Origin of the sequence: Acinetobacter junii CIP 64.5, assembly GCF_000368765.1 — a bacterium.
Classification (GTDB): domain Bacteria; phylum Pseudomonadota; class Gammaproteobacteria; order Pseudomonadales; family Moraxellaceae; genus Acinetobacter; species Acinetobacter junii.
In genome coordinates, this window is record NZ_KB849655.1 from 1,508,463 (window position 1) to 1,532,546 (window position 24,084).

Genomic DNA, 24,084 nt, shown 5'->3' on the forward strand with positions numbered 1-24,084 from the left:
ATTGGAAAAATTACCAAGCGCAACTTTAGCACTTTTTAAAAATGACCGCAATTTAAGCAAAGCAAATCAATTGTGTGGATATGTGAATAACCAAAAAGTTATCCACAATTCTGCTCAACTTTCACACGACCTTAAAAGATAACTCACTATTTAAGGACATAGCTCAAACTGGAAAGTCTTGGTATTGCCTCCTCGAGCACATTGATAGCTTTGTTTTTTATTCACCACTTTCCAAGTCTCTTGATCACGTTTTAACTGATATTCAGTGCGAATAGCCGCTACCGAATCATCTAACTGCGCTTGCTCTACGATAATCTCAGCATCTGTAGGATTTTCAGCACGATTAAATTGCTGATCAATTTTGAGATTAGTTTCATCATGAAACAAATTGGGTTGGTCAAGTAGTACTGCATGCATCGCTGTACTTTTTTGCACAGCAGCTTGTTGTTGCGACTGAGCAATCGGTTGATTACATGCAGTCAAAAAAATTCCACATCCTAAAATGATCCAAAGTTTATGCATTTTGTAGTCTTCCGATTTGCATTATTCTTTTATGCTACTATGCAAAAATGAACTGTCGAATAACAAAATGTATGCGACATATGAGAGATTTGTTGTATTTATCAATGCTTTGATAACAATTGTGATCCTCAAAATAAAACAAACCCATAATATCAATATCAGAAATTTTTAGGCATACACATGTCAGATTTAGCAAAAAAGTTAACTCTAATTTTAATCATAAGCAGTTCAGTAATTGCTTGTTCAAAAAAGGAAGAAGCGCCTGCAGGTGAAGCTGCAATGGCCACTGAAAGTGTTGCCGCAGCGCAAGATACATCTCAAAGTCAGACTGCAAAAAATCCTGAGCAATTACTCAGCGATCAACAAAGCACCCTAGAACAAAGCCGACAATTAGTAAAAACAGCTCAACTGCAATTTGAAGTCAAAGATGTTCAAAAAACGACGGCTATACTTGAACAGCAACTCCTCAAACAAAATGGCTATATCGAAGAAAAACAAGTGAATTATCAGGTTAGTGATAGTTCGCAGCGCGAACGTCTCGATGGTCATATAGATGTTTATGAAAAAATCATCCCTACCGTACAACTTACGATTCGTGTTCCAAATGAACAAGTTACTGCCTTTTTGAATAGCCTGTTGCCTTTGATGTTGAACTTTAATAATCAAAGCTATGAAGCTAAGCGATATGAACTGAAACTGTTAGAAGAAAAACTTAATACTGCAAATCAAAGCCCTAGCACATCGAATACTGTCAATAATCAACTTCAACAATTGACTCAACTTGAGGTTAAAGATCGATTGACTTACAGCACAATACGCATCGAATATTTTCAACAAGCACAGGTTCGCAAAACTCAAGATTTAAACATTCATCGTATTGCGCATCTCGATAGCGAACCTTTAATGACTCGGATAGCCAATGCATTCAAAATTGGGCTTTCTTATTTTAAAGAAACTATTTTGTGGTTGATCCAATTCTGGGCATTTTTCCTTGTAATCGTTGCAGTTTGGTTTATTCGTAAATCCTATAAAGCTAGAAAACAAAACAGCTAATTATTGATTTTTGATCAATAGTATTTTGCTTATTTACGCATTTTTGCTCATGAATAGATTCTCTAAAATGCACTCAAGTTTTAGAAATCAATTTTTGAGTTTAATTTTATGAGCAATATTTTAATTATTAATGGCGCGAAACAATTCGCTCACTCAAATGGTGAATTGAATGACACCCTGACTGACTTTTCAGAATCATATTTAAAAGCTTTAGGTCATACACTACAAGTGACTCGTACCGACAGTGACTATGACATCCAAGCAGAAATTGAAAAATATTTATGGGCAGATGTGGTGATCTATCAAATGCCAGGTTGGTGGATGGGTGCACCATGGACAATGAAAAAATATATTGATGATGTTTTTACGATTGGTCATGGTTCCCTCTATGCAAGCGATGGACGTAGCCGTTCTGATGCTTCTAAAAAGTATGGTTCAGGTGGCTTGATTCAAGGTAAAAAATACATGTTGTCGTTGACATGGAACGCACCAATGGAAGCGCTCACTGATCCTGACCAATTCTTTCACGGTGTGGGTGTAGATGGCGTGTATTTACCTTTTCATAAAGCCAATCAATTCTTGGGTATGGAATCATTACCTACATTTATCGTGAATGATGTAATCAAAATGCCTGATGTCCCAAGCTACGTCGAAGCTTATAAAGCACATTTAGATCAGCTTTTTGCGACTGCCCATTAAGAGAGAAATGCTATGTTGACAATTATTGCAGAAATTCAGACACATGCAGGTGCAGGACACCGCCAAGCAGTACTAGATGCTTTCCAAAAAATCATTCCAACTGTATTGGCAGAAGATGGTTGTCATGGTTATGCGCCATTGATTGATCATTTACCTGCAATTGAAATGCAAACACAAGATGAAAATAGCATTGTGATGTTAGAACAATGGGAAAGTACCGCTCACCTTGAAGCACATATGCAAACGGCACATATGCTGAAGCATTTTGAAGCGACCAAAGCGCATGTGGCTGATGTGAAAGTGCGTATTTTGGAAAATGGGATTTAGAACAAAGATTGGTTATTTATCAAATCCTCATAAAATATATGATACTCGGTAATGTCATCTGCAACCTGCGTGATTTCAAGAAGATACTGTTTCTGCGATAAATTTTAATTAATACAAGAAGTGAACAGGTTTTGCAGATGACAATGCCTTTGGTTACTTTGGGCAAAACCAAAGTAACTCCAGCCGAAGGCTAATCTTGAATATGAATGAGAACACAATACGACTCCGTCAAGACAAAGAAAAATATAAGCAAATGATTTTACTGATAATAATACTGCTTCAAATGTCGGCTATATTCTGTTAAATAACATTCTAAGCCCTCTCGACGATCAGCTTTTTGCATCTCTTTAGCAGCCAACTGCTCAATCTTAGTTTCAAGTAAATTCAGAATAGCGGCTTGTTCCGCTTCAGGAAGTTGGGCTTTTTCTTTCTTCTGTTTTTTAATTTCCAAATAATCTTCTGCCCAATGACGTAATGGATCATGCTCAGAGACTTGTGCAAATAAATCGGTAATCAATAATTCAGGCATGACTTCTTGAGTTGCTAACTCTGCCGACATCAAACCACGAATCGAATAAAATACTTTCTTATAAGTAAAATTATCCGCAGTTTGCATCACTTTCATACCGCCTTTCGCCAGCGATAAGTAGTGGTGATATAGCGCACTATAGTCGATTCGCTCAAGCAATCCATCGCGAAAGCTTTGCCATTCTGGAAAAGCATTAAAATAAACAACATGCGCTCTGACCCATTCCAAAACCGTTGGGTTACTTTTTGCCAATAAGCCAAACATTTTGTCGAGATCATAAGAAACGAAATCAAAATCACCGTCCATGATTTCGATTAGATCACGGTACTTTTTATAATCAAAATATTGCTCTTTACTCGGTAAATGAAAACCGCGTACATCATAGTCACTGTCAGGACTTGCCATGCCCCATAAACGGCTGCCACTTTCGATATAAAATAATGGAATGTCTTGGCGCTGTTGAAAGAGTTTTTCAATTTCGTGATGGATGTTCATTGTTAGAGTTTCTTTTAATTTTAGCATTAGATCTTTCATGTTTTGATATTGAAATATATCATAAAAAATATAAAAAAAGAGAGCCATAGAAGCTCTCTTAAAATATATCTGTTATATAAACTAAGCACACTGCCCTGCTTTAGTGTTACTCTTTTCTCGCTTACTTTCTGAAAGAAAAAAGCCCGCCAAGAAACTGACATGCTTATGACCTTTCGCTACTTTAGAAGAAGTTTCACTTGAATTCGATGGTACTGTTGAAACAATAACTCTCATTTTCTTAGGTTCCATAAATTTCCCCTTTCAACTGTTTTTGTGCTGTTTCATAGCTAGTAAATACAGTTCTAACTCCACTCTATCACCAATTTCATCCAATAATGTTGCAAATTCGTTTGCCTCATTTTGATCGTTTGGTGAGCAAAAATAGGTTCCGTATGATACTAAAGTAAAAACATATTTGTAAGTTTTTCCCTGAATTTTTATTGTAACAGGCTTACAATAGATTGAGCCTACATTATTGACACTATCAGATCTAACTGATGTTGAAAAGATATTTTGACGAATCCCTTCATTTAAATCACTCAGAAAAATACTTTCACCTTTATCTAAAGCAACTCTAGCTAAAGATGTAGAACTCATAATTATATTTGCATCTGTATAGTTTTTTTGTCTATCTAACTCAACTTCATATTTCCAGTTATTACAATCATTTGCCCCTATTATAGTCATTTCAATGTTTGATCTTGGCACACCATAAAACTTCATAAAATGGACAACTTGATCCATGATATATCTTAATTGATCTTTTGGATGAGTGATTTCATCAAAAAAATTAATTTTTTTATTGAGTTGGAGTCTAGTGACGCGATCATAAAAACGGGTTCTCTTCGCATGAACAACATTTTTAATAAAAGATAAAAATTCTTTCAATAACATTTCACGATCTTGTTTTATCGCCTCTAATCTTGCTTCTTCTTTATCATCAATATACTCAAGGCAGCATTTAGCAATAACACAAACTATAGTTAAAAACATTAAAATAGAATAAATACAAGCATGTATATTAGAATGTTCCGAGATCCATTTCCAATCATCCCCCCAAATATCTAGCGTCCCATAATACAGACCTGTCAATATAACTGCTGTAGAACTAAGCCATGGCGTTTTTAGTATTTTTTTTAAATTCATAAAAAAGCATCCTCTTCGGATGCTTTTTACGACAATAATTTCTAAATTTCAAGCATTAAAGATCAAATAATTTCCCTGGGTTCATAATCCCATTCGGATCAAATGCCAATTTTAATGCTTTCATATATTCAATTTCTTCAGGTGAACGTGAATATTCTAAATATGGCTTTTTAGTCATTCCCACACCATGTTCGGCAGAGATCGAACCATCATATTTTTTCACAGTCTCAAACACATATTTATTCACCACCTGACACTTCGCAAAGAATTCGTCTTTAGTTAAGTTTTCAGGTTTTAAAATATTTAAGTGCAAGTTACCGTCACCAATATGACCGAACCAGCAGATTTCAAAGTCTGGATAGTTTTGTGAAACGATCGCATCAATTTCTGAGATAAACGCAGGGACATGCGAAATTAACACTGAAATATCATTCTTATAAGGAATATACGGTGCAATCGATTCCGAAATATCTTCACGTAAACGCCATAAACTCTGTGCTTGTTCTAAGCTTTGGCTCATTACGCCATCAATCACCCAACCTTGTTCCATACAATGCTCAAAAATCTGCATTGCTTTGTCCATAATCGGCTCATACGGCGCTTCAAATTCAAGTAATACATAGAATGGGCAAGTTGTTTCAAATGGACGTTGTACATGACCACGATCCAACACTTTTTGCATTGCCACTTCACCAAAGAACTCGAATGCGGTTAAGTCGATTTCTTTTTGGAAAGCATGTAATACAGGCATCACCGCTTCAAAGTCAGGCGTACCCAATACCATGACTTGTAGGTTTTGTGGTTGACGCTCAAGTTTAATCTCAGCCTCTGTCACCAAACCTAATGTGCCTTCTCCACCGATAAACAAATGCTGCAACGCATAACCCGTCGCATTTTTAATCATGCCTTTGTTCAAACGTAAAATGTCACCTTTACCCGTAACAACCGTTAAACCAAGCACCCAGTTACGTGTCATGCCGTATTTGATAACTTTAATACCGCCTGCATTGGTTCCGATATTTCCACCAATTTGACTAGAACCTGTCGATGCAAAATCAACTGGGTAATACATGCCTTGTTGTTCGGCATAATTTTGCAACTGCTCAGTCACAACACCTGCTTGAACACGAACCATACGATCCGCTGGCAAGAATTCCAAGATTTGATTCATCTTGTCAAAGCTAATCACGATCTCGCCATTGTTCGCTACCGCACCAGCAGATAAACCTGTGCGACCACCTGATGGCGTGATTGCCACTTTAAAACGGTTCGCCAGTTTTACAATCTCTTGAACTTGTTCAGTGCTTGATGGAAAAACGATGACTGATGGGTTCGGATCAAAGTGCTTAGTATGATCTCGTCCCCAATTTTCCAAGCTATCGGCATCAGTTTTAATACGGTTTTCACCCACGATTGCCTTTAAGAGGGTCAATAACTCGGGTGTTAAAGCGACTGGAGCATTCATCGTTTTCAGGCCTAGTAAGAAAGAGATATAGGACTTCTGGATGATCCTGAATGTATTTCAAGGGCTTGAAAACAAAGGATTCAAAACATCCAAAATATAGAAACGCTAGCGAACTATCAAACTGTCTACACAACGAGTTCGAGCTTCGTATTCCTTTATTTTACATGTAAGCAAGCGAGGGATAAAGCACAGGATAAACATCTCGTCATAACAAAATGTGTATATGAACTAAAATTCATTCGAAACTGAAAAAATCTCAACAATTATGCTGAGCTAATTTTAAACGAAATATCTATAACACAAAGCTCTATGCTATGATACCGCAACTAAATTTTGGCCTTTGTAGCGGAGCCGTAATGAGCCAACATCTATCACTACCTAAAGACAAAATCCGTTTCCTTTTGCTTGAAGGTGTGCATCAAAATGCCATCGATACATTAAACGCTGCGGGTTATACCAACATCGATTACCACAAAACTGCGCTTGAAGGCGAAGCTTTGAAAGAAGCGATCAAAGATGCGCACTTTATTGGTATTCGTTCGCGTACTCAATTGACTGAAGAAATCTTTGAAGCAGCGAATAAATTGATTGCGGTAGGTTGTTTCTGTATTGGTACAAACCAAGTTGATTTAAAAGCAGCAATGTCTCGTGGTATTCCTGTTTTCAACGCACCGTATTCGAATACGCGTTCTGTAGCAGAATTGGTTCTTGCTGAAGCAATTTTATTACTTCGTCGTGTACCTGAAAAATCAAAAGATACGCACGCAGGTGGTTGGAACAAGTCGGCTGTTGGTTCATACGAAACTCGTGGTAAAACATTAGGTATCGTAGGTTACGGTTCTATCGGCTCTCAACTTTCAGTTTTAGCTGAAAGCTTAGGTATGAAAGTTTGCTATTATGATGCGGTAACTAAATTACCGTTAGGTAATGCACGCCAAGTCGGTTCTTTGGATGAGCTTTTAGAAACTGCTGATGTGGTTTCTTTACACGTTCCTGATGTTCCTTCTACGCGTAACTTCTTCAAGAAAGAACAGTTTGCGAAAATGAAGCCTGGTTCAATCTTCATCAATGCTGCACGTGGTACATGTGTAATTATCGAAGATTTAGCTGATGCGATTAAATCTGGTCACATCGCTGGTGCTGCAGTAGACGTATTCCCGAAAGAGCCAAAAGCAAATGGTGAAGAATTCCAGTCTCCACTTCGTGGCTTAGACAACGTGATTTTAACACCGCACGTGGGTGGTTCTACGATGGAAGCGCAAGCAAACATCGGTTTAGAAGTTGCTGAAAAATTCGTTGCATATTCAGATAAAGGTATGACACTTTCTGCGGTGAACTTCCCAGAAATCGCATTACCACTTTCTGATGGTCAACATCGTTTACTTCACATCCACAAAAACGTTCCTGGTGTATTGTCTAAGATCAATACATTGTTCGCTGAACAAGGAATCAATATCTCTGGTCAATCTTTAATGACTAAAGGTGATATCGGTTACTTGGTAATGGATGTTGATGCTTCTGCTTCTCAAGAAGCTTTGGATACTCTACATAATGTAGAAGGTACAATCCGAGTACGTGTATTGTTCTAATTTAGACAATTCACTCAAAAGCCACGGCACTTGCTGTGGCTTTTTTATTGGTGATTGAATTATTATGTGAATATTAAACCAATTGTTCTAATAATAAGTGTCCCAATGCTAAAAACACCTGTGCACGCTCTCCTCCTCTTAATGATCGCCATGTTATGTGTACAAGGTAGCGGTTCTTTAGCCAAAATTTTATTTCAAAGTTTTCCAGTATTGACCGTATCCGCAATGCGCCTATGTTTTGGTGCGATCATTTTGGCAATTATTTTTAAAATTTGGACCATCAATTTTAAAGCTGTTCGTTGGAAAGCCATTCTCAGCTACGGTATGGCACTAGCAGGAATGAACGCCCTCTTTTATTTATCACTGGAGCGCTTACCTCTAGGCTTGGCTGTTGCTTTTGAATTTATTGGACCTTTGAGTGTAGCACTTTATCATGCTCGCCAAAAATACGATTTCATTTGGGTGGGATGTGCCATTTTAGGCTTGATTCTACTTTTCCCACTACAACAAGCCCAGCAAGGATTGGATCTAGTCGGTGTCTTTTTTGCTGTCAGTGCGGGTGCCTGTTGGGCACTTTATATTATTGCGGGACAGAAGCCTTCTGGCATTTCAGGCAATCATACTGTCTGTTTGGGAATGAGTATCGGCATGCTATGTTTATTACCTTTCGCCATCTTTTCAGGGGCGCTTGATCGTGTCATTGAATTGCCAAATATCTACTATTTTATTGGACTTGCAATCTTAGCAAGTGCATTGCCCTTTACTTTAGAAATGATCGCATTAAGAAGCCTAACTCCTTTAAGTTTTGGAACACTCATGAGTCTTGAACCTGCCGTAGCTGCATTATCAGGATTTATTTTTCTGGGTGAGACTTTATTGTGGAATCAATGGCTTGCGCTTGGCACGATTATCATCGCATCGATCGGTTGTACATTTACCACTCAACATGCTCGACAGCAAAAAGTGAATAAATAAAATGAAAGCGTTCCATCACGATGTACTGTCTTCATCTTATAATCAAACCACCTATCTTGTAGGTATTTTTACTTTGCTTTTGTAGATCTTCCATGAAAAATATCCAGTTGGTCGCGGTGCTGTACATGGTTCTTTCCATGGTGTCTTATCAAATCAGCGCTTCATTTGCCAAACAACTTATTGCAACACTTGATCCACTGACTGTCACGATTCTACGACTCTGTTTTGCAACGATTTTGGTTGCGATCATGTTCCGCTCATGGAAAGTATTATCTAAGCTAAAGTATTTAAAATGGCGTGATTTATTACTTTATAGTGCATCCTTAGGTTGTATGAATATTTTGTTCTATACATCTTTAGGCAAACTGCCTCAAGGGATTGCTGTAGGCCTAGAATTCATCGGTCCTTTAGGATTAGCATTACTATCAATCAAACAGCGCAGTGATTATATTTGGGTGGTTTTTGCTATCTTAGGAATCGCATTAATGGTTCCTTGGCACGATGCGAACTTGGAAAATTTCTCCTATTTTGGAGCTGCTTGCGCTTTAAGTGCTGGACTCTTTTGGGCCTTGTATATTTATTTTGGGCATCGCGTGGTACAACAAAATATTGGGATGCATGCGCTTACTATTGCGATTGGTTTGTCTGCACTGACCTTATTACCCTTCGGACTTTGGAACAACACGCCTGCCTTAATCGATACGCAATATTGGGGCAAAGCCCTAGTGATTGCAGTATTAGCCACCGCCATTCCCTATGCGCTTGATTTGATGGCATTGAAACGCTTAAGCAAACTCAGTTATGGAACACTGACGAGTCTTGCACCTGCTTTAGCAGCATTAGCAGGACTCTTCATACTGCATGAGCAAATTAGTTTGATTCAATGGATCGCTCTTCTTTGTATCATGATCGCATCAATTGGAGTGACCTTACGTGGTGAAAAATCACAACCACAGTAAGATCACTTCTTATACTTTAAATAGAGAAAAATTAGGCATCTGAACGTTTATATTTTTTATATTCAGCTAGATATTTCTTACCTAATTTTTCCTTCTCACTATCTGCCAAAATTTTTCCTGCTTGTTGGAAAAACTTATGTTCCTCTTCTTTTAAATGATGATGCACCTTTTCACTTAATTGTTTTGCTGTCGCTAACCAACTTGGATTACTCATATCGGTTTCTTCTAATTTTTCTACCAATTCATCCATTTCATGATGTTCAGCCAATGCATGCCGAGTAATATCTAAACCCACATCATCAAACATCAATGGAATATACAAATAACGATCTTCAGCAACTGAGTGAGCATATAATTCATTTTTGAGCAAATCAAAAAGTTCTTTACGCTCATCACTCGATCCACTGGTAGTAATTAATTGATTCGCTAAACTACGTTGTTGTTCATGGCTTTCTCGAAGTGCTTCAAATATATTCATTTTTACCTCTAAGATTGGCGAACAACCACAGTACGAGATCGTGAGCATCTTGTTACTGCGGTTTTTGGCTAAACATCCATCTTAGAAAGTGTTGATTTTTTAGACAGCATTATTTAGGTATGTTTTTGTTGTGAAACTTTATCTTCTGGTTCAAATATTAACTATCATTTGATATCCCAATCGACAAATCAAAATACTCACCAAAATTAAAAACAATATTCGAATAAATCCGCTTCCATATTTTAAAGCAAGGCGTACACCCAACAATGAACCAGCAATATTTGCTAGTGCCATCATTAAACCCAATGCAAATAACACATGACCTGTTGGTATAAAGAAGCTTAATGCCGCCAGATTCGTCATGAAATTGCCAATTTTGGATAGTGCAGAAGCATGCAAGAAATCAACTTGCAAAAAACGAATGAAAAAGAAAATAAAGAAGCTGCCTGTTCCAGGTCCAAAGATTCCATCATAAAAACCAATTGCTAAACTACCGACCGCAGCAAAGATCAACAGTTTAGGAGTAATGCGTTGATCCACATGAACTTGCCCAAACTGCTTTTTCATAAAAGTATAAATCGCAATCACGACCAGCATGACCAATACAAAAGGTCTTAGAATATGAGTGGGGATCATGGAGACACAAGCAGCTCCAGCGAAAGAACTTATGAATGCAAAGATGGCAATCACAAGTAAAAGTTTCCAGTTTAATTTGACCCGCCTAGCAAAAGAAAATGCCGTCGATGCTGTACCACAAATTGAAGCAAGCTTATTGGTACCAAATATTGTTGCAGGTGAGGTATTTGGTAGTGCCCCCATTAGGGCAGGGATTTGTATGAGTCCACCGCCACCTACTGCTGCATCAATTGTTCCTGCACAAAAAGCAAAAAAGATTAAACTCAGAATGAGTTCCCACTCCATGAGTTATATCCTTATAAATTCAATAAACGTTTTGGCACTAATCGTTTTTTATCTGTAATTTCAGCTAAGCCCAAACAACGATCACCATTAAACACTAACACTTCCGCTGCTGCTTCGTGATCAATATTGCTTTCTTGCCCATTACCAAAATATTTTTCGCGTCCCTCAGGGAGCTGTACACGAGGGAAATGCTCAACGGGTGCATAGACAGGTAGCAATAAAGCATCCCGTTGTTCAAGTGACAAACTTTCCAAATATTCAATGGTATAGTTTGGATTAATCTCAAAATGCCCTGTTTGAACACGGTGTAATTTTGTCAAATGTCCGCCACAGCCCAAAGCCTCACCAATATCCTCCCCCAACACACGGATATAAGTTCCTTTAGAACACGTCACGTCTAAGGTCAAACTGTCTTCTGTAAAACTTAAAAGCTTGAGTTCATAAATAGTGACTGGACGCGCTTCACGCTCAATCTCAATTCCTTGGCGCGCTAACTCATACAAAGGGCGACCTTCTCGCTTTAGCGCTGAATACATCGGTGGCACTTGCTTGATATCACCACGAAACTGTTCTAAAACCTGTTCAATATTAGCTTCAGTTAATGCGAGCACATCTCTTTGTTGAAGAATTTCCCCTTCAACATCACCCGTAGCAGTTGTTTGTCCAAGTTTTACTGTTGTTTGATAACGCTTGGTAGAATCCAATAAATAATGCGAAAACTTGGTTGCCTCCCCTAAGCAAATCGGTAATAAACCTGTTGCAAGCGGATCTAAAGCACCTGTATGTCCTGCTTTCTGTGCATTAAAAAGTCGACGTACTTTTTGCAATGCGGAATTGGAACTTAAACCCAAGGGCTTATTAAGCAAAAAAACACCACTCAGATGGCGATAAGAACTTTTTTTCATAAATGAAAAGTCAAAGTATAAAACGGTATTTTATCAAAACTATTCATCGGATTTTTAAAAATTAAACGCTCAAAAAAACAACATTTATGATAAATTTATATTCGTTTCCGAAATTAAAAGCAAATGGATTATGCTTAATGAATAAAAATGGAAAAAAAATAGCATTATTATGTAGCTTATTGATCATTTCAGCAGTCACGCTGAGTGTATTGTATTGGTTATATCCTCAAGATCAGCAGTCACGGTTCAAATCAACTGCTCAATCCAGCGGCACCTCCAATTCAGCAGAACATTCTGAAAATTTAGGGCAGGCACAAGCACTTGATGCAACATTCAACAGCACAAGCCAGCTCGATACTGAAATCAACTGCAAACTACAGTTTAATGCATCACAAAAATTAGTGGTGAATGAGCTGACCCGAAACTGCTTTGAATATTTCATTTCCCAATATGGCGAACGGAATATTGATGAAATCCGTCAGAGTTTTCAGCGCTATATTGCCAAGGGTTTTCAGGCATCGGAGCAACAGCAGATTTTAGCCTTGTGGTCACGCTATGTAGATTATCGCAAAGAGCTGAGTAAATTACAGGTGCAACAGCCTGCTCAGGAAAGCTATCAATATTTCCAGACTGTTTTTAATGCCATGCATGATTTAAAACAACGTTTCTTTTCAAAGCCTGAAATAGAAGGCTTATTTGGCGCTGAGGATATTTATCAGCAATATACGCTCGACCGTATGCAAATTTTAGAAAATAATGCACTGGATGCTGGAGCAAAAGCGAAACAATTACAACAACGCTTTGAACAACTTCCTCAGGATTGGCAAGACAATCTTAAGGATTTATCCAAACTTGATGATTTGCGCTCCTTAACTGCACAAATCAAGGCCAGAAATGGTTCAGCGCAGGAACTTCGGGATATGCGGGTCAATCTGGTTGGAGAGGCAGCCACCCAACGTTTAGAGCAACTCGATCAACAACGATCTGATTGGAAACAGCGAGTTCAAGCCTATCTTGATGAGCGTAAAACAATTGTAGATAGCAATATGAGCACTTCAGCCAAGGATCAAGCCATTCAACAGCTCAAACAACAACAGTTCCAGTCTCCACAGGAACAGCAACGTCTACAAACATTTGAAACGGTTCATGACCAAGGAGGCATCTTACCTTTTAGCAACTAGAAACACGTAATACAAGACATTGAAATAATGCGATTTAGCAAGGATGCAATGTCAGTTCGCAAGAACATCAAGACCCTGATGAAAACAAAAATTGAGAGAAATATCATGCAAAAACTTATTCGCTATCTTGCCGTATCCATTATGGCAATCAGTGCATCAGCCAGCTACGCTTCCAACGCCACCCAGGTCAAGGAAAGCTTTGTGCTCTCCAGCTATGCCAAAACCAAGTATCCCATTGTTTTTGTACATGGGGTGGCAGGTTTTTCACGCGTTGGAAGTGACCCACTAGGCGTTGATTATTGGCATCAAATCCTACCTAACCTTGCTCGTAATGGTGCAAATGTCTGGGCGACACGACTTTCACCTTTTAACTCAAATGAAATTCGTGGTGAACAACTCGCGCAACAAGTTGAAGAAATCATTGCAATCACTGGACAACCTAAAGTTAATTTAATCGGTCATAGCCAAGGCGGTCCAACGATCCGTTACGTGGCTGGCATTATGCCAAATAAAGTTGCATCATTAACCAGTGTAAGTGGCACTCATAAGGGTTCACCTGTCGCTAGTTTAATTATGAATGTAGATGGTACTATCTTAGGTACAGCTGGCTCTGCCGTCGTGAACTTTTTCTCAGGAGCGATTACATGGTCACAAGGACTTGATCCAAAAAGCTATCCTCACGATGCTTTAGCCGCTGGACGTAGTATTTCGGTAGAAGGTTCAACCCAATTCAATACACGATTCCCAATGGGCGTACCAACCACAACATGTGGCGAAGGTAACTATCAAGAGAAAGGAATATATATGTATTCATTCTCAGGGACTCAAGCAGTCACAAACATTCTTGACCCACTTGATCCTCTATTTGCAGGTACGAGCCTAATTGTCGATATTAAAGGAGATAATGACGGTATGGTAAGCCGTTGTAGCGCTAAGTTTGGACGTACAATTAGAGATAATCTCCCTTGGAATCATGCAGATGAAGTGAATCAGGTTTTAGGTTTGAAATCACTGTTTGCACCTGATCCAATTGATATTTATCGTCAACATGCCAATCGACTAAAATTACAAGGACTATAGAATAGCCAAAAAAAATGCGCCAAAGGCGCATTTTTTTGCTTTACAACAAAGTTAAAATTAACCTTGTTTACGAGCTGGTAACTTTTCACGAATACGTGCAGCTTTACCAGACAACTCGCGTAGGTAGTAAAGTTTAGCACGACGAACGTCACCACGACGTTTCACTTCGATTTTAGCAACGATTGGAGAGTGAGTTTGGAAAACACGCTCAACACCAACACCGCTAGAAATTTTACGAACTGTGAAAGCAGAGTTCAAACCACGATTTTTCTTCGCGATTACAACACCTTCAAATGCTTGAAGACGCTCACGGTCACCCTCTTTTACTTTTACTTGAACGATAACAGTGTCACCAGGAGCAAAAGCAGGGATATCAGTTTTTAACTGTGCATTTTCAACAGCTTGAACTAAAGGATGTTTACCACTCATTGTGGAATCTCCAATATGTGCGGGAGAGAAGAGGTCTCTTACACCGCTGAGGATAGAGGCTAAAGCGCATATCTCTCGTTTAACTTTCCCTTTAAAGCAAAATTGCCCTAAAGAGCCTATTTTTCAACTTAAACTAAGTTTAAGTAGCAACTCGAAGCAATGCTTCTCGTCTGGAACAAAGATAAATCATACTTATGAGCCACATATCTAAAACATATTTAGATTTGCATTTATCCTTGTGAATTTTTTAACCATTTTATTTGCTGCTTAGTCAATTCTACTTTTTCAACCAACTCTGGTCGTCGATCTAAAGTACGCTGATAACGCTGCAAAAAACGCCATTTTTCGATATTGGCATGATGTCCTGATTTAAGTACCTCAGGCACATCCAACCCTTCAAAATGGTCAGGTTTTGTATATTGCGGACAGTCTAATAAACCATCCACAAAAGAATCTTGGATCGCTGATTGCTCGTCAGACATAACATTCGGCAAACGGCGAATAATACTATCAAGCAACACCATCGCAGGTAGTTCACCACCAGATAATACGTAATCCCCAATTGACCACTCTTGATCAACATAATGCTGGATTAAACGTTCATCTACACCTTCATAACGACCACATAATACAATCAATCCATCATAATCAACGAATTGTTGCACTGCTTGTTCATTTAAGGTTTTGCCTTGCGGTGACATATACACCACTGGCGCTTGAACACAGCCTGCTTGTATTGCAAGTTGTTTAGCATGGGTAATTGCTTTTGCCAAAGGCTCAGCCATCATGACCATACCAGGACCACCACCGAAAGGACGCTCATCCACTCGTTTGTAGTTGCCCTCTGCAAAATCTCTTGGATTTATGCAAGTGATTTTCACAATATCTTTTTTTGTTGCTCTTCCGCTAATGCCATATGCCGTAATTGCTTCAAACATTTCAGGAAATAATGTGATGACTGCAAAAAACATCGCAGACTCCTCTATTCCTACTGCGTTACAATCCATTGAGGATTAGTAATCTACGCCCCAATTAACGTAAATACGACCAGCTTCAAGATCAACACGTTGTACTACATCTTTATGCCAAGGAATCATTCGTTCTTCAGCATCAATACTGTCAGCAGTCGCTTTGACCACCATGACATCATTGGCACCTGTCTCAAATAATTCAAAGATTTGACCAAGATTTACTTCTTGCTCATCATCACCAAGACCTAATACTGTTAGACCTTTAAGATCTGACCAGTAATATTCGTCTACATCAGCTTTAGGAAGCTGAGATTTGGCAATCCAGATATTTGCACCGACTAAGTTTTCTGCACCTGTGCGATCATTCACACCTTTTAATGCAACAACTAAGCCTTTGCCATGAGGTTTCCAACGTTTTACATCTATAGTTTGCCAACCTGCCTTAGTCTCGATGTACCAAGGAAGGTAGTCAAACATATTACTCATAGGTTCAGTATTTGAGTAAACCCAGAGCCACCCATTCAATCCATACGCTGAACGTAACTGTCCAATCTGAATTCGATCTTCGGGAACATTCTGTATTGATGTCATGGGTTATCTACTACCCTTAAGCAGTAGCTGCAGCTTTCTTAGCTTGAGCAGCTAAAGAAGCAACGCGTTCTGAAGGTTGAGCACCTTGAGCAACCCAGTGAGCAAAACGGTCAGCGTCTAAACGAACTTTTTCAGCTTTACCTTGTGCAGTTGGGTTAAAGAAACCAATACGCTCGATGAAACGACCATCACGTGCATTACGGCTATCAGTAACGATGATTTGGTAGAATGGACGTTTTTTTGCACCACCGCGCGCTAAACGAATAACAACCATGAGAACAACCTTATAATTTTTACGGATTATCCCTGCGCCGACCATCGGCAGCACTTCAAACCCCTTTCATAGAGGGCGGTATTTTACGTTAATTTTATGCTGAAAGGAAGAATAATTTAGATTTATCCACAGTTTTGAATGTACAGCTAATAAAACATGAAGACACCCGATACATAAGAAGCGAATACTCGGAATATTTGCTTCTTGTAAACTATTTAACTGTTAATGACCATTCCAGTTGGTTGTAGCTGATGGCATACAAGGCGAACCACTATTTTTGTCAGAGCCTTTCGTCCAGCATTTTTCTCCACGATGATTGAGTACAAGATGACCATCACCTGTTTGAGCTCCAATAGGGGTTGCAGTTAATGTCCATGTTCCTGCTGTGACATTAGATAAAGCTAGGTTATATAAAGCTGTTCCTGATGGTGGAAGTTGTTCACTTCTTCCAATGTCATCGAGTTCAATCGCTGTACCATCCGACTTTAAAAATTTAAAATTTACAATTTTGTACCGTTGTAATTGACCAGCAATATTTACCATTTCTGCCTGAGCATCTACACGTTTAGTTTTGCGTGTATACTCCTGATAGGATGGATAAGCGATGGCAGCCAAAATCCCAATAATTGCCACGACAATCATAAGCTCAATTAGAGTAAATCCATATTGCTTACCAACTTTCACTGTTTGCTCCACATGGGGTTACTGATGCTAGCTTCGTCGAGGTTAAGACCTCACTTTCCACTAACTTATCTTTTGTTTTACAACGGATTCCACTACTAGTTAAAAGAAAACTATAGTTCTGTTCTTGTAAAACATTACAAGTGGTACAACTTGTACCATAGTTTATTTTAGAATTTGCTTCAGCCAATATAACCCATCCTTGCCCCAAAGCTTCATTATTTTTTAAATCATTGGCTGGAGTCGTTGCATCACGTATGTAGACTGTATATTGCTTTTCTGACCCTGTTTTACCTGTTGGTATAGCAACAGAAGTAGTCTCAAAATTTCTATAATTAAGATTCCGTGATTTATGTCTCTCTAACAAAGTTGCTAATCGCTGCATTTCCTGTTCAGCATGTGAAGCAATTGCACGACGGACAAACTGCTGGTAACTTGGGATTGCGATTGCAGCAAATATTGCAATGATCACAACGACAATCATCAATTCAACCAAGGTAAAACCTTTGTTTCTCATAAATATCCCGCCTTAACGCTCATACCAACGCTGGGAAACGAACTTGGTTTTTCCAGTATATGTTCTTAATGTTTTATCTGTTGGCAAGTTCAGTACGATATTTCTGTCTCGGCTAATCCCCCCAAAACTAATACCAACATTTCCTTTACCTAAGAAAATTTCATCGGAACTTCCTCCTCCAGTGCCACTACCTGAATCCTGAACAAGTTTACAATCCCCATCACCATAAGGTAGACAGAACTGTTTTGCGTTACTTTCACCTCGTACACCACCAGCGCAGTTCACATCATTAATATCAACAGATGAATCAAAGATACTTACATATAAATCACCATCAATTGCAACCGTTTCATTTAAAACTCGCTTTTTTGTTCCTAGAGGATAGTACCATCCACCACTGGTAAGGGTAGTTTTGGTAATACCATTGGTATTCTGTATCAGCTTTTTCCCACCTGTGGCACTTGGTTTAACATCTTGAGTATATAGTTCTGATGTTGTTAATACAGCTAAATTACGACGTGTTACATCCTTATCATATATTACATATACACCATCATCAGTATTAGTAGATGCAGACATTGGATAGCTCAAATTACCGGAACCGATACTAACCGCAGCAAACAGTCCATTATTTGAATTATGAATCGTGAAGTTTGGTGCATTATAAAAACGAGGTACTTTGGTTGAGCCAGACATATCTAAAATACGCACTGCACGAATAGCGAAGTTTTCATCCTTTCCTGCCTTAGATGAGGCATTTAAATCAACACGCCAAACCTGTCCGCCCAAATCACCAAAGTAGAGATGATCAGTAATACCATCACTATTACGATCAATAGCCTTGATGCTACTGACCACGCTACGCTTCATCTCGGCAGCATAAGTTTTGTTGGTTGCGGTATTGGTTGATCCTGCATTAGCACTTGCCCACCATAACAAATTACCATTGTCTGCATCGAACATATAAATGCCTGCGCCTTGATCTGTGTTACTTGGGGTATAATCTACAGAACTTTCGTATGCAGCGTCATAACCACCACCAACTAGCATCACTAGTTTACGTTGGCCTTGCCAATTAACCCATGTAAGCGTTGGTTTAGACCAGCTTTGCCCCATACAGCCCAAAGCATTTGTGGTACTACATGTTCCTGCTGGATTAATATGGAATTTAAGTTTTGGCGTACCGCTACTTGATGTCACATCAGATAGGTCTAGCGCATAATAGCTTTTACCTCCCATACGCAACCCACCATACAACCATTGTTTACCACCTTTCACAGTCACTACAGGTTCATTAACATTTGTGCCTTTTTTCGTGACAAACTCAGTATAAGCTGTCCATTGCCCATCCAAGCCATATTGCAAATTTGATGACTGATTGTCTTGTGACAAAAAGCCTTTTGCTTGTTTTTCAATTATTTCATTTGGGACAAAGGTAAAAACTTCTTTTCCTGCATCTCCATCCGCTGCAGATGTGCCTGCACGTACTATATGTAACAAGCCTTGTGTCGTACCAAAAACAATTAAATCATCACGTTTATCATAGGTAGTCACTTTATTCTCTGCATCGTATTTTGTAGTCCCCTCCTGAGTAATCAAGATCGGTTTGGAGTGCATTACAGATCCCATTAACCAATCTCTTTTTGGCGTTTGCTGAATGAGTTGTTCTAATTCAGTCTGAAATGTTTCCTCTTTAGGATATAGTTCAACGTTATAAGCTAAGTCTTTGCCCACTGGATAACCAAATAATGACAATAGATATGCTCTTTTAGGGTCTTGTTTATACAAATTTGAACTGCTTGAAATAAAGTCATCTCGTCCCAACTTTATAAGGTTACCTGAACTTATAGTACCAATATCATTTTGACTATTATCTGTACTATTCTGCTTAATAGTACGATCCGTAAAAATTCTCCTTTCGTTTGGGGTCTGGGCTGTACTATAACCCAGCAACATACGACTTAACGCTCCTCCAACCTTCACTTCCTGACTTATTTTTACGCCATCCACTTCTTTTTCAATGGTTTTTTTAATTGATGTATCTGCCCAATAATCATTAAGGTCATCTTTTAAAAGCCCATTACTGTTGGTAATCGTATTAGAATCACGATCTTTTAAAACTCCATCTACGACTCTATACTTTTTCAGATTTCCTAACCAAGTGACCACACCTGTACTCCCAACTGCATCAGGTTTAGGGTCAAATTGTGGGAAATAACCCCAAGGCTGGATATTTTGTGTATCCAAATTATCAACAGGAATTGTTACTGAACCCGTGGTTACAGGAGGAATATATTTTCCAAGTTTTTTTACAAAGGCATTTACACTATCAACTACGGCTTTATCATCATTACCTGAATACCATCCGCCTTTTCCTAGTGTTCCCCAGTCTCTAGCATCACTAATATCATTTCCACTTCCCGTACTAAAGTCGGAACCAAATCCAACAACAGCCGTCAATATTTCAGTTCCCGATGGATTTAAGTTAGGGTTGATTAATGCCTGAGTAAAAGCACCAATACAATCCCATCCGTTTGGAGAACTCATTGTACTATTAGTACTATAACCACTCCCCCTTTTTCCCAAGGTACTCGGATTTGAGCAAGAAAAGCTACTTCCCTTAGAACCAAGGGCTTTTTTCATAAATTCTTCTAATGTACTTCTTTGTTTATTATAATAATACTGTGGTTGACCATCCGTTAAAAAGTAAATACCTTGCGTATTACACTGCTTGGTAGAATCAATTTGTGTAGGTTTCTTATAATTATCAGTATCCCGAATATTACCTACAATCGATTCTGCAAAACCACTCCCTGTTTGTCCTTTTGTTGTTTGTCCCATCATATAAGCCGCCACCTCAGCATAAGCATAACCTGTAGGCGTACTATCACCAACACTTAAACTATTTACTTCCCTCAACATCTTTTTACGATGTGTTTCATAGGCTGCACCTGTATAGATAATACTCTTTGTAAATGAGGCAGTGGCTTCCTGATCAACTTTTTCAGTAGTAGTCGTTTTTTTTCCATTTTGAGTTAGTTTATTTTCTTGTTTAAGACAACGATCAAAAAAATCTGAGTCCACACATTGTGTCTCATCCATCGCAGGTATTGATTGAGCAGGGGAGGTTGCTGAATCTGTAGAAATATTTGTGAGATTGGAATACGTCACATTACCCGTTTGAGATACAGGAATAGTTCCTATAAAATCTTCTGCACGCTTTGTAGTTGCTACCCAACCATTTGTCTTACATTTATAATTGCTCTCCCAATCTACACACTCTTGAGCAATGGTGCTTTTAACTACTTCACTTCCTGTCAAACTCCAACCAGACTCTACCCAGTCGGACCAACTCCCATTAGACGTTTTATTTGTCCATCCAGGATTACTCCAAGCCGACCAACTTCCACACCAAAAACCACATGAACGAGTTTGTACTCTTATACGCTCTTGCCATTCTTCATTTGTTTTAGTACGTGTTCTTGTTCTTTGTGCTTGTTGCTCTACTTGTTGGACTGTCCTAAACACCTCTCTATTTCCAGCCAATTGTACAGGATCACCTAAAGGTTTTGCTTCAAGTTTAATACGCCCTGTTGCCGCACTAAAAGTAGATAAACCCACCACTAACTTATCATCCAATGGGGCAATCCCTGCACTACTGTCACCTTGTAACAGAGTGGTCATACCTTTTTTAAGATCCCTTATACGACTTCCGTCCATACTCCCAGACACATCCAACATAAACATCAGTGTGGTTTGTGAAGTTTGTGGTGCTTTATAGAGTTCGATATCACTGGCTTGAGTGGTGACAGCTACACTGGTGGCTAAAGTAAAAGTAGCCGCTTGGCAAGCAACGACCAATTTTTTCAAGTTGATATTTTTCATTGCATTATCCTCGCCTAACTACCTTGTTTCGTTGCGTAACTTACCACGGCATAGTCCATGACTTGCTGACTGTAGGGCACACCCAGCTTTTCAAAACAGTCTGCTACCGTTTCAGTGTCCGTGTACTCTTTCGACTTCTCATTGGTGTAATTTTTAAAACATTTATTAATTTCTGTCGTATTTGAACTCCAAGCATTACCACCTGATACCATACTTGGGATTACTGTCGTGACCACTACCCGTACTGGCTGAATATTGTCGAGTTGTACTGTAGAAGTATCCGTTCCAATTGGATAGAACTTAAAAGGAACATCACTATTCACAGCACTTTTTTTAACCGCGATTTGTGAGATCATAATATCTCTACCACTACTAAAATCATTTGATGTGTACTGGCAAAAACCTGTAATCCCTAATTCATCATTTTTAATTTGAGTAATTTTCTTAGTATTGTCAGTTGGATCAGTTGTTTCTTGCCAAGACACGATACTTGCCTTATTCAAATCAAACATTGTTTTTTGTGATTTTGGACGATAGCAAAATACTAATTCTTTAGTTAAAAAATTATCTGACTTTACCATCCCCAACATACCTAACGAACTTAGGTTTTTTTGTAAAATGGCATTGTCTTTATTGTCCTGTTCCAAAGCAAAAAAGACAGCATCCGCAGTTTGCTGCATTAAATTTCGAGCTTGGCTATTGGTCGCAATTCCTAAACCCACAATACTTTGTTTGACTGCAAATGTACCAACTACTGTCACAAGCAATAATACAAAAAGTATAGTGATCAGTGTCGCACCACGCTGATAGAACATAGACATTACAAGCTCTCCATCAATCCATAACCATTACGTAAAGCAATCGTTTGTGTGACGACCTCCCGAATATATCTTTTTGATTTAGCAGCATTATTAAGCGAAACACTTTGGTCTAATATTTGGAATGTTTCAGGTACATCTTGCCCACCTGGGATTGTTTCCACACCACGCATTAATATACCCAGCTGTACAGACATAATACGATTTCTAGGTGTTCCATCTTTTATAAGACTATTATTATTTCCCATATAATCTTTAATCGACATATATTTAAATTCATCTTTACTATTATCTTTAATCCCTAGCAACACGTGAAAATGGTCAACTCTACGTATAATAATTTCTCCATTTCCTCCATAATTACTAATCGTGGTAGGTAAGTCAGATGTTGCAAGTAATGTTTTATAACGTCCCGCATCACACGCTAAAGCAAGCTCATTTCCATCTTTTCTTAAAAAATATCGTTGTACAATAAATGTACCTTGATCTATCTCTGCTTGTGTAATGCTATTACCCTCACAATCCATAGCCCCTGCAATAATTGCTTTATATTGAATCACCAACTGATCACTTTTATATTCATTTATATTCGTTTGACCAGCCCAGTTTGTTTGACCATATCCTTGGGTTAGAAGAGATATTTTAGTTGTATCCGCATTTGTTAAATGGAGAGGCAAATTGGCCGTTTGTACAGCCTTATCATCCGCTGTCAATCCAGAATAGCTTTCCAAACTTGTCAGCACGATCCCACTATATAAATTTCGATCATTAATCACAGCCAGATTTGCATCTAAATTCGCTAGACGAATATCTTTAGTAATATAATTTAAACCAAAGTTACCATTATCCTGCAATTCACCTAGCGTCTTTTGCAAGCTATAATTAATCGTACCTGAAACAAATAATTGAAAACCAGCAGCAGTAATAATTAATCCTAATGCCAATGCAACCATCAATTCAATCAAGGTCATACCAAGTTGTTTACTCATCTCAATATGCCTCCAAGACTATACATTTTGTATCTAAACCATAGCTTCCATTTTTAGTGCAATCATTAGTATTTGAACCATCTTTCGGATTTGTTTCATCCCAAGCCACATAAATACAGTAACGGTTTCTCTGTACTGCTCCAGCACATTGACTTAAACCAATTTTCATTCCCATTTGATAAGCTTTATATAGTGCCTGCTTTGCATCTTCTTTCGCAAAATTTTCACTATTGCAAGCATTTGCTGTCCCAAAACAATTGGTATAACTATAACTACTTAAATTCTCTTTACCCTCAAAGCCCTTAATATAGGCTTTATAAATCTCTTTTTTACCATCCGAATCAGCTTCCCCTTCTATATCTTTAATCAAACCCTCTTGATTTGCCCGAATACGCTCTGCAATATCTTTAGCCAAACTCATGGCTTGAATACGTTTGGATGCTTCTATAGATGAATTTAATGCACTCACTTGCAACAAAGTAAAACCTAAAACCCCTACTGCTAGAAGTAATAATGCAACGAGAACCTCAACCAACCCTACCCCTTTCTGATACTGAATTCCCATT

General features: G+C 38.5%; 26 protein-coding genes. 8 read left to right on the forward strand and 18 right to left on the reverse strand.

Translation table 11 applies throughout. The features are described from left to right. Positions 1–150: 150 nt before the first annotated feature. Positions 151–522: a hypothetical protein gene (locus F948_RS12765; protein ID WP_004964471.1), complete on the reverse strand. Its 372-nt coding sequence runs from the start codon at positions 520–522 to the stop codon at positions 151–153. 180 nt (positions 523–702) lie between these two features. On the opposite strand from F948_RS12765, the gene F948_RS12770 reads away from it, so the two are divergent. The 3 genes from F948_RS12770 (at position 703) to F948_RS12780 (ending at position 2,601) form a co-directional block, all read left to right on the forward strand. Next, positions 703–1,575 carry a DUF4349 domain-containing protein gene (locus F948_RS12770; RefSeq protein ID WP_004964474.1) on the forward strand — a complete coding sequence of 291 codons (873 nt, stop codon included), beginning with the start codon at positions 703–705 and terminating at the stop codon, positions 1,573–1,575. 108 nt (positions 1,576–1,683) lie between these two features. Beyond that, positions 1,684–2,274 carry an NAD(P)H-dependent oxidoreductase gene (locus tag F948_RS12775; protein WP_004964480.1) on the forward strand — a complete coding sequence of 197 codons (591 nt, stop codon included), beginning with the start codon at positions 1,684–1,686 and terminating at the stop codon, positions 2,272–2,274. A 12-nt stretch (positions 2,275–2,286) separates the two neighbouring features. Then, the gene (locus tag F948_RS12780; RefSeq protein WP_004964482.1) at positions 2,287–2,601 is read left to right on the forward strand and encodes a putative quinol monooxygenase; all 315 of its coding nucleotides are present in this window, start codon (positions 2,287–2,289) and stop codon (positions 2,599–2,601) included. Positions 2,602–2,860: 259 nt separating this feature from the next. On the opposite strand, the gene F948_RS12785 is transcribed toward F948_RS12780, so the two are convergent. The 4 genes from F948_RS12785 to F948_RS12795 all read right to left on the reverse strand — a co-directional run bounded on the left by F948_RS12785 (position 2,861) and on the right by F948_RS12795 (position 6,275). Further along, entirely contained in the window at positions 2,861–3,625 is a 765-nt protein-coding gene (locus F948_RS12785) for a nucleotidyltransferase domain-containing protein (RefSeq protein WP_026057394.1), read from the reverse strand. A 120-nt stretch (positions 3,626–3,745) separates the two neighbouring features. Further along, a complete protein-coding gene (locus F948_RS16505; RefSeq protein ID WP_004964506.1) occupies positions 3,746–3,913 on the reverse strand; it encodes a hypothetical protein in 168 nt (55 codons plus the stop codon). Between the two features lie 12 nt (positions 3,914–3,925). Further along, complete coding sequence (locus F948_RS12790; RefSeq protein WP_004964514.1) at positions 3,926–4,810, reverse strand: hypothetical protein; 885 nt, start codon at positions 4,808–4,810, stop codon at positions 3,926–3,928. 55 nt (positions 4,811–4,865) lie between these two features. After that, a complete protein-coding gene (locus tag F948_RS12795) occupies positions 4,866–6,275 on the reverse strand; it encodes an FAD-binding oxidoreductase (RefSeq protein ID WP_004964521.1) in 1,410 nt (469 codons plus the stop codon). Positions 6,276–6,631: 356 nt separating this feature from the next. On the opposite strand from F948_RS12795, the gene serA reads away from it, so the two are divergent. The 3 genes from serA to F948_RS12810 all read left to right on the forward strand — a co-directional run bounded on the left by serA (position 6,632) and on the right by F948_RS12810 (position 9,798). Beyond that, positions 6,632–7,864, forward strand: coding sequence for a phosphoglycerate dehydrogenase (gene serA, locus F948_RS12800; RefSeq protein ID WP_004909533.1), 1,233 nt, complete (start codon positions 6,632–6,634; stop codon positions 7,862–7,864). Positions 7,865–7,969: 105 nt separating this feature from the next. Further along, a complete protein-coding gene (locus tag F948_RS12805) occupies positions 7,970–8,839 on the forward strand; it encodes an EamA family transporter (RefSeq protein WP_004964525.1) in 870 nt (289 codons plus the stop codon). A 92-nt stretch (positions 8,840–8,931) separates the two neighbouring features. Further along, a complete protein-coding gene (locus F948_RS12810) occupies positions 8,932–9,798 on the forward strand; it encodes an EamA family transporter (protein ID WP_004964529.1) in 867 nt (288 codons plus the stop codon). A gap of 31 nt (positions 9,799–9,829) precedes the next feature. Here F948_RS12810 and F948_RS12815 read toward each other — a convergent pair whose 3' ends face one another. From F948_RS12815 to truB, 3 genes are all read right to left on the reverse strand, one after another. Further along, entirely contained in the window at positions 9,830–10,276 is a 447-nt protein-coding gene (locus F948_RS12815) for a hemerythrin domain-containing protein (RefSeq protein WP_004909538.1), read from the reverse strand. A 150-nt stretch (positions 10,277–10,426) separates the two neighbouring features. Further along, positions 10,427–11,197: a sulfite exporter TauE/SafE family protein gene (locus F948_RS12820; protein ID WP_004964531.1), complete on the reverse strand. Its 771-nt coding sequence runs from the start codon at positions 11,195–11,197 to the stop codon at positions 10,427–10,429. Between the two features lie 11 nt (positions 11,198–11,208). Then, complete coding sequence (gene truB, locus F948_RS12825) at positions 11,209–12,102, reverse strand: tRNA pseudouridine(55) synthase TruB (RefSeq protein WP_004964534.1); 894 nt, start codon at positions 12,100–12,102, stop codon at positions 11,209–11,211. Between the two features lie 137 nt (positions 12,103–12,239). Between truB and F948_RS12830 the strand changes: the two genes are divergently transcribed. Further along, the gene (locus F948_RS12830; protein ID WP_004964537.1) at positions 12,240–13,283 is read left to right on the forward strand and encodes a lipase secretion chaperone; all 1,044 of its coding nucleotides are present in this window, start codon (positions 12,240–12,242) and stop codon (positions 13,281–13,283) included. A gap of 105 nt (positions 13,284–13,388) precedes the next feature. After that, positions 13,389–14,363: a lipase family alpha/beta hydrolase gene (locus F948_RS12835; protein ID WP_035333945.1), complete on the forward strand. Its 975-nt coding sequence runs from the start codon at positions 13,389–13,391 to the stop codon at positions 14,361–14,363. Positions 14,364–14,420: 57 nt separating this feature from the next. On the opposite strand, the gene rplS is transcribed toward F948_RS12835, so the two are convergent. From rplS to pilV, 10 genes are all read right to left on the reverse strand, one after another. Then, a complete protein-coding gene (gene rplS, locus F948_RS12840) occupies positions 14,421–14,792 on the reverse strand; it encodes a 50S ribosomal protein L19 (protein ID WP_004660214.1) in 372 nt (123 codons plus the stop codon). A 230-nt stretch (positions 14,793–15,022) separates the two neighbouring features. Further along, positions 15,023–15,763, reverse strand: a complete 741-nt coding sequence (trmD, locus tag F948_RS12845) for a tRNA (guanosine(37)-N1)-methyltransferase TrmD (protein ID WP_004909546.1) — start codon at positions 15,761–15,763, stop codon at positions 15,023–15,025. Between the two features lie 42 nt (positions 15,764–15,805). Further along, positions 15,806–16,354 carry a ribosome maturation factor RimM gene (rimM, locus tag F948_RS12850; RefSeq protein WP_004951620.1) on the reverse strand — a complete coding sequence of 183 codons (549 nt, stop codon included), beginning with the start codon at positions 16,352–16,354 and terminating at the stop codon, positions 15,806–15,808. 16 nt (positions 16,355–16,370) lie between these two features. Further along, positions 16,371–16,628 (reverse strand): 30S ribosomal protein S16, encoded by a 258-nt coding sequence (rpsP, locus tag F948_RS12855; RefSeq protein ID WP_004964546.1) that lies wholly within the window; start codon positions 16,626–16,628, stop codon positions 16,371–16,373. Between the two features lie 222 nt (positions 16,629–16,850). Further along, positions 16,851–17,312 carry a type IV pilin protein gene (locus tag F948_RS12860; protein WP_004909552.1) on the reverse strand — a complete coding sequence of 154 codons (462 nt, stop codon included), beginning with the start codon at positions 17,310–17,312 and terminating at the stop codon, positions 16,851–16,853. Next, positions 17,299–17,826 (reverse strand): type IV pilin protein, encoded by a 528-nt coding sequence (locus F948_RS12865; protein WP_004909555.1) that lies wholly within the window; start codon positions 17,824–17,826, stop codon positions 17,299–17,301. The genes F948_RS12860 and F948_RS12865 overlap by 14 nt, the downstream gene beginning before the upstream one ends. Before the next feature lie 12 nt (positions 17,827–17,838). Continuing rightward, a complete protein-coding gene (locus tag F948_RS12870; protein WP_004964548.1) occupies positions 17,839–21,711 on the reverse strand; it encodes a PilC/PilY family type IV pilus protein in 3,873 nt (1,290 codons plus the stop codon). Between the two features lie 14 nt (positions 21,712–21,725). Continuing rightward, positions 21,726–22,532 carry a hypothetical protein gene (locus F948_RS12875; protein WP_004964551.1) on the reverse strand — a complete coding sequence of 269 codons (807 nt, stop codon included), beginning with the start codon at positions 22,530–22,532 and terminating at the stop codon, positions 21,726–21,728. Further along, positions 22,532–23,518: a PilW family protein gene (locus F948_RS12880; RefSeq protein WP_004964554.1), complete on the reverse strand. Its 987-nt coding sequence runs from the start codon at positions 23,516–23,518 to the stop codon at positions 22,532–22,534. The genes F948_RS12875 and F948_RS12880 overlap by 1 nt, the downstream gene beginning before the upstream one ends. Position 23,519: 1 nt before the next feature. After that, positions 23,520–24,083, reverse strand: coding sequence for a type IV pilus modification protein PilV (gene pilV / locus F948_RS12885; RefSeq protein WP_004909566.1), 564 nt, complete (start codon positions 24,081–24,083; stop codon positions 23,520–23,522). Between the last annotated feature and the right edge of the window lies 1 nt (position 24,084).

What these genes read in the sequence shown, in the direction of transcription:
- F948_RS12765 (WP_004964471.1), bottom strand. Translation starts at nt 522, where the DNA reads ATGCATAAACTTTGGATCATTTTAGGATGTGGAATTTTTTTGACTGCA.
- F948_RS12770 (WP_004964474.1), top strand. Translation starts at nt 703, where the DNA reads ATGTCAGATTTAGCAAAAAAGTTAACTCTAATTTTAATCATAAGCAGT.
- F948_RS12865 (WP_004909555.1), bottom strand. Translation starts at nt 17,826, where the DNA reads ATGAGAAACAAAGGTTTTACCTTGGTTGAATTGATGATTGTCGTTGTG.
- F948_RS12785 (WP_026057394.1), bottom strand. Translation starts at nt 3,625, where the DNA reads ATGAACATCCATCACGAAATTGAAAAACTCTTTCAACAGCGCCAAGAC.
- F948_RS12775 (WP_004964480.1), top strand. Translation starts at nt 1,684, where the DNA reads ATGAGCAATATTTTAATTATTAATGGCGCGAAACAATTCGCTCACTCA.
- rplS (WP_004660214.1), bottom strand. Translation starts at nt 14,792, where the DNA reads ATGAGTGGTAAACATCCTTTAGTTCAAGCTGTTGAAAATGCACAGTTA.
- F948_RS12795 (WP_004964521.1), bottom strand. Translation starts at nt 6,275, where the DNA reads ATGAATGCTCCAGTCGCTTTAACACCCGAGTTATTGACCCTCTTAAAG.
- truB (WP_004964534.1), bottom strand. Translation starts at nt 12,102, where the DNA reads ATGAAAAAAAGTTCTTATCGCCATCTGAGTGGTGTTTTTTTGCTTAAT.
- F948_RS12790 (WP_004964514.1), bottom strand. Translation starts at nt 4,810, where the DNA reads ATGAATTTAAAAAAAATACTAAAAACGCCATGGCTTAGTTCTACAGCA.
- F948_RS12815 (WP_004909538.1), bottom strand. Translation starts at nt 10,276, where the DNA reads ATGAATATATTTGAAGCACTTCGAGAAAGCCATGAACAACAACGTAGT.
- pilV (WP_004909566.1), bottom strand. Translation starts at nt 24,083, where the DNA reads ATGGGAATTCAGTATCAGAAAGGGGTAGGGTTGGTTGAGGTTCTCGTT.
- F948_RS12875 (WP_004964551.1), bottom strand. Translation starts at nt 22,532, where the DNA reads ATGTCTATGTTCTATCAGCGTGGTGCGACACTGATCACTATACTTTTT.
- rpsP (WP_004964546.1), bottom strand. Translation starts at nt 16,628, where the DNA reads ATGGTTGTTATTCGTTTAGCGCGCGGTGGTGCAAAAAAACGTCCATTC.
- serA (WP_004909533.1), top strand. Translation starts at nt 6,632, where the DNA reads ATGAGCCAACATCTATCACTACCTAAAGACAAAATCCGTTTCCTTTTG.
- trmD (WP_004909546.1), bottom strand. Translation starts at nt 15,763, where the DNA reads ATGTTTTTTGCAGTCATCACATTATTTCCTGAAATGTTTGAAGCAATT.
- F948_RS16505 (WP_004964506.1), bottom strand. Translation starts at nt 3,913, where the DNA reads ATGGAACCTAAGAAAATGAGAGTTATTGTTTCAACAGTACCATCGAAT.
- F948_RS12805 (WP_004964525.1), top strand. Translation starts at nt 7,970, where the DNA reads ATGCTAAAAACACCTGTGCACGCTCTCCTCCTCTTAATGATCGCCATG.
- F948_RS12870 (WP_004964548.1), bottom strand. Translation starts at nt 21,711, where the DNA reads ATGAAAAATATCAACTTGAAAAAATTGGTCGTTGCTTGCCAAGCGGCT.
- rimM (WP_004951620.1), bottom strand. Translation starts at nt 16,354, where the DNA reads ATGACATCAATACAGAATGTTCCCGAAGATCGAATTCAGATTGGACAG.
- F948_RS12810 (WP_004964529.1), top strand. Translation starts at nt 8,932, where the DNA reads ATGAAAAATATCCAGTTGGTCGCGGTGCTGTACATGGTTCTTTCCATG.
- F948_RS12835 (WP_035333945.1), top strand. Translation starts at nt 13,389, where the DNA reads ATGCAAAAACTTATTCGCTATCTTGCCGTATCCATTATGGCAATCAGT.
- F948_RS12780 (WP_004964482.1), top strand. Translation starts at nt 2,287, where the DNA reads ATGTTGACAATTATTGCAGAAATTCAGACACATGCAGGTGCAGGACAC.
- F948_RS12830 (WP_004964537.1), top strand. Translation starts at nt 12,240, where the DNA reads ATGAATAAAAATGGAAAAAAAATAGCATTATTATGTAGCTTATTGATC.
- F948_RS12880 (WP_004964554.1), bottom strand. Translation starts at nt 23,518, where the DNA reads ATGAGTAAACAACTTGGTATGACCTTGATTGAATTGATGGTTGCATTG.
- F948_RS12820 (WP_004964531.1), bottom strand. Translation starts at nt 11,197, where the DNA reads ATGGAGTGGGAACTCATTCTGAGTTTAATCTTTTTTGCTTTTTGTGCA.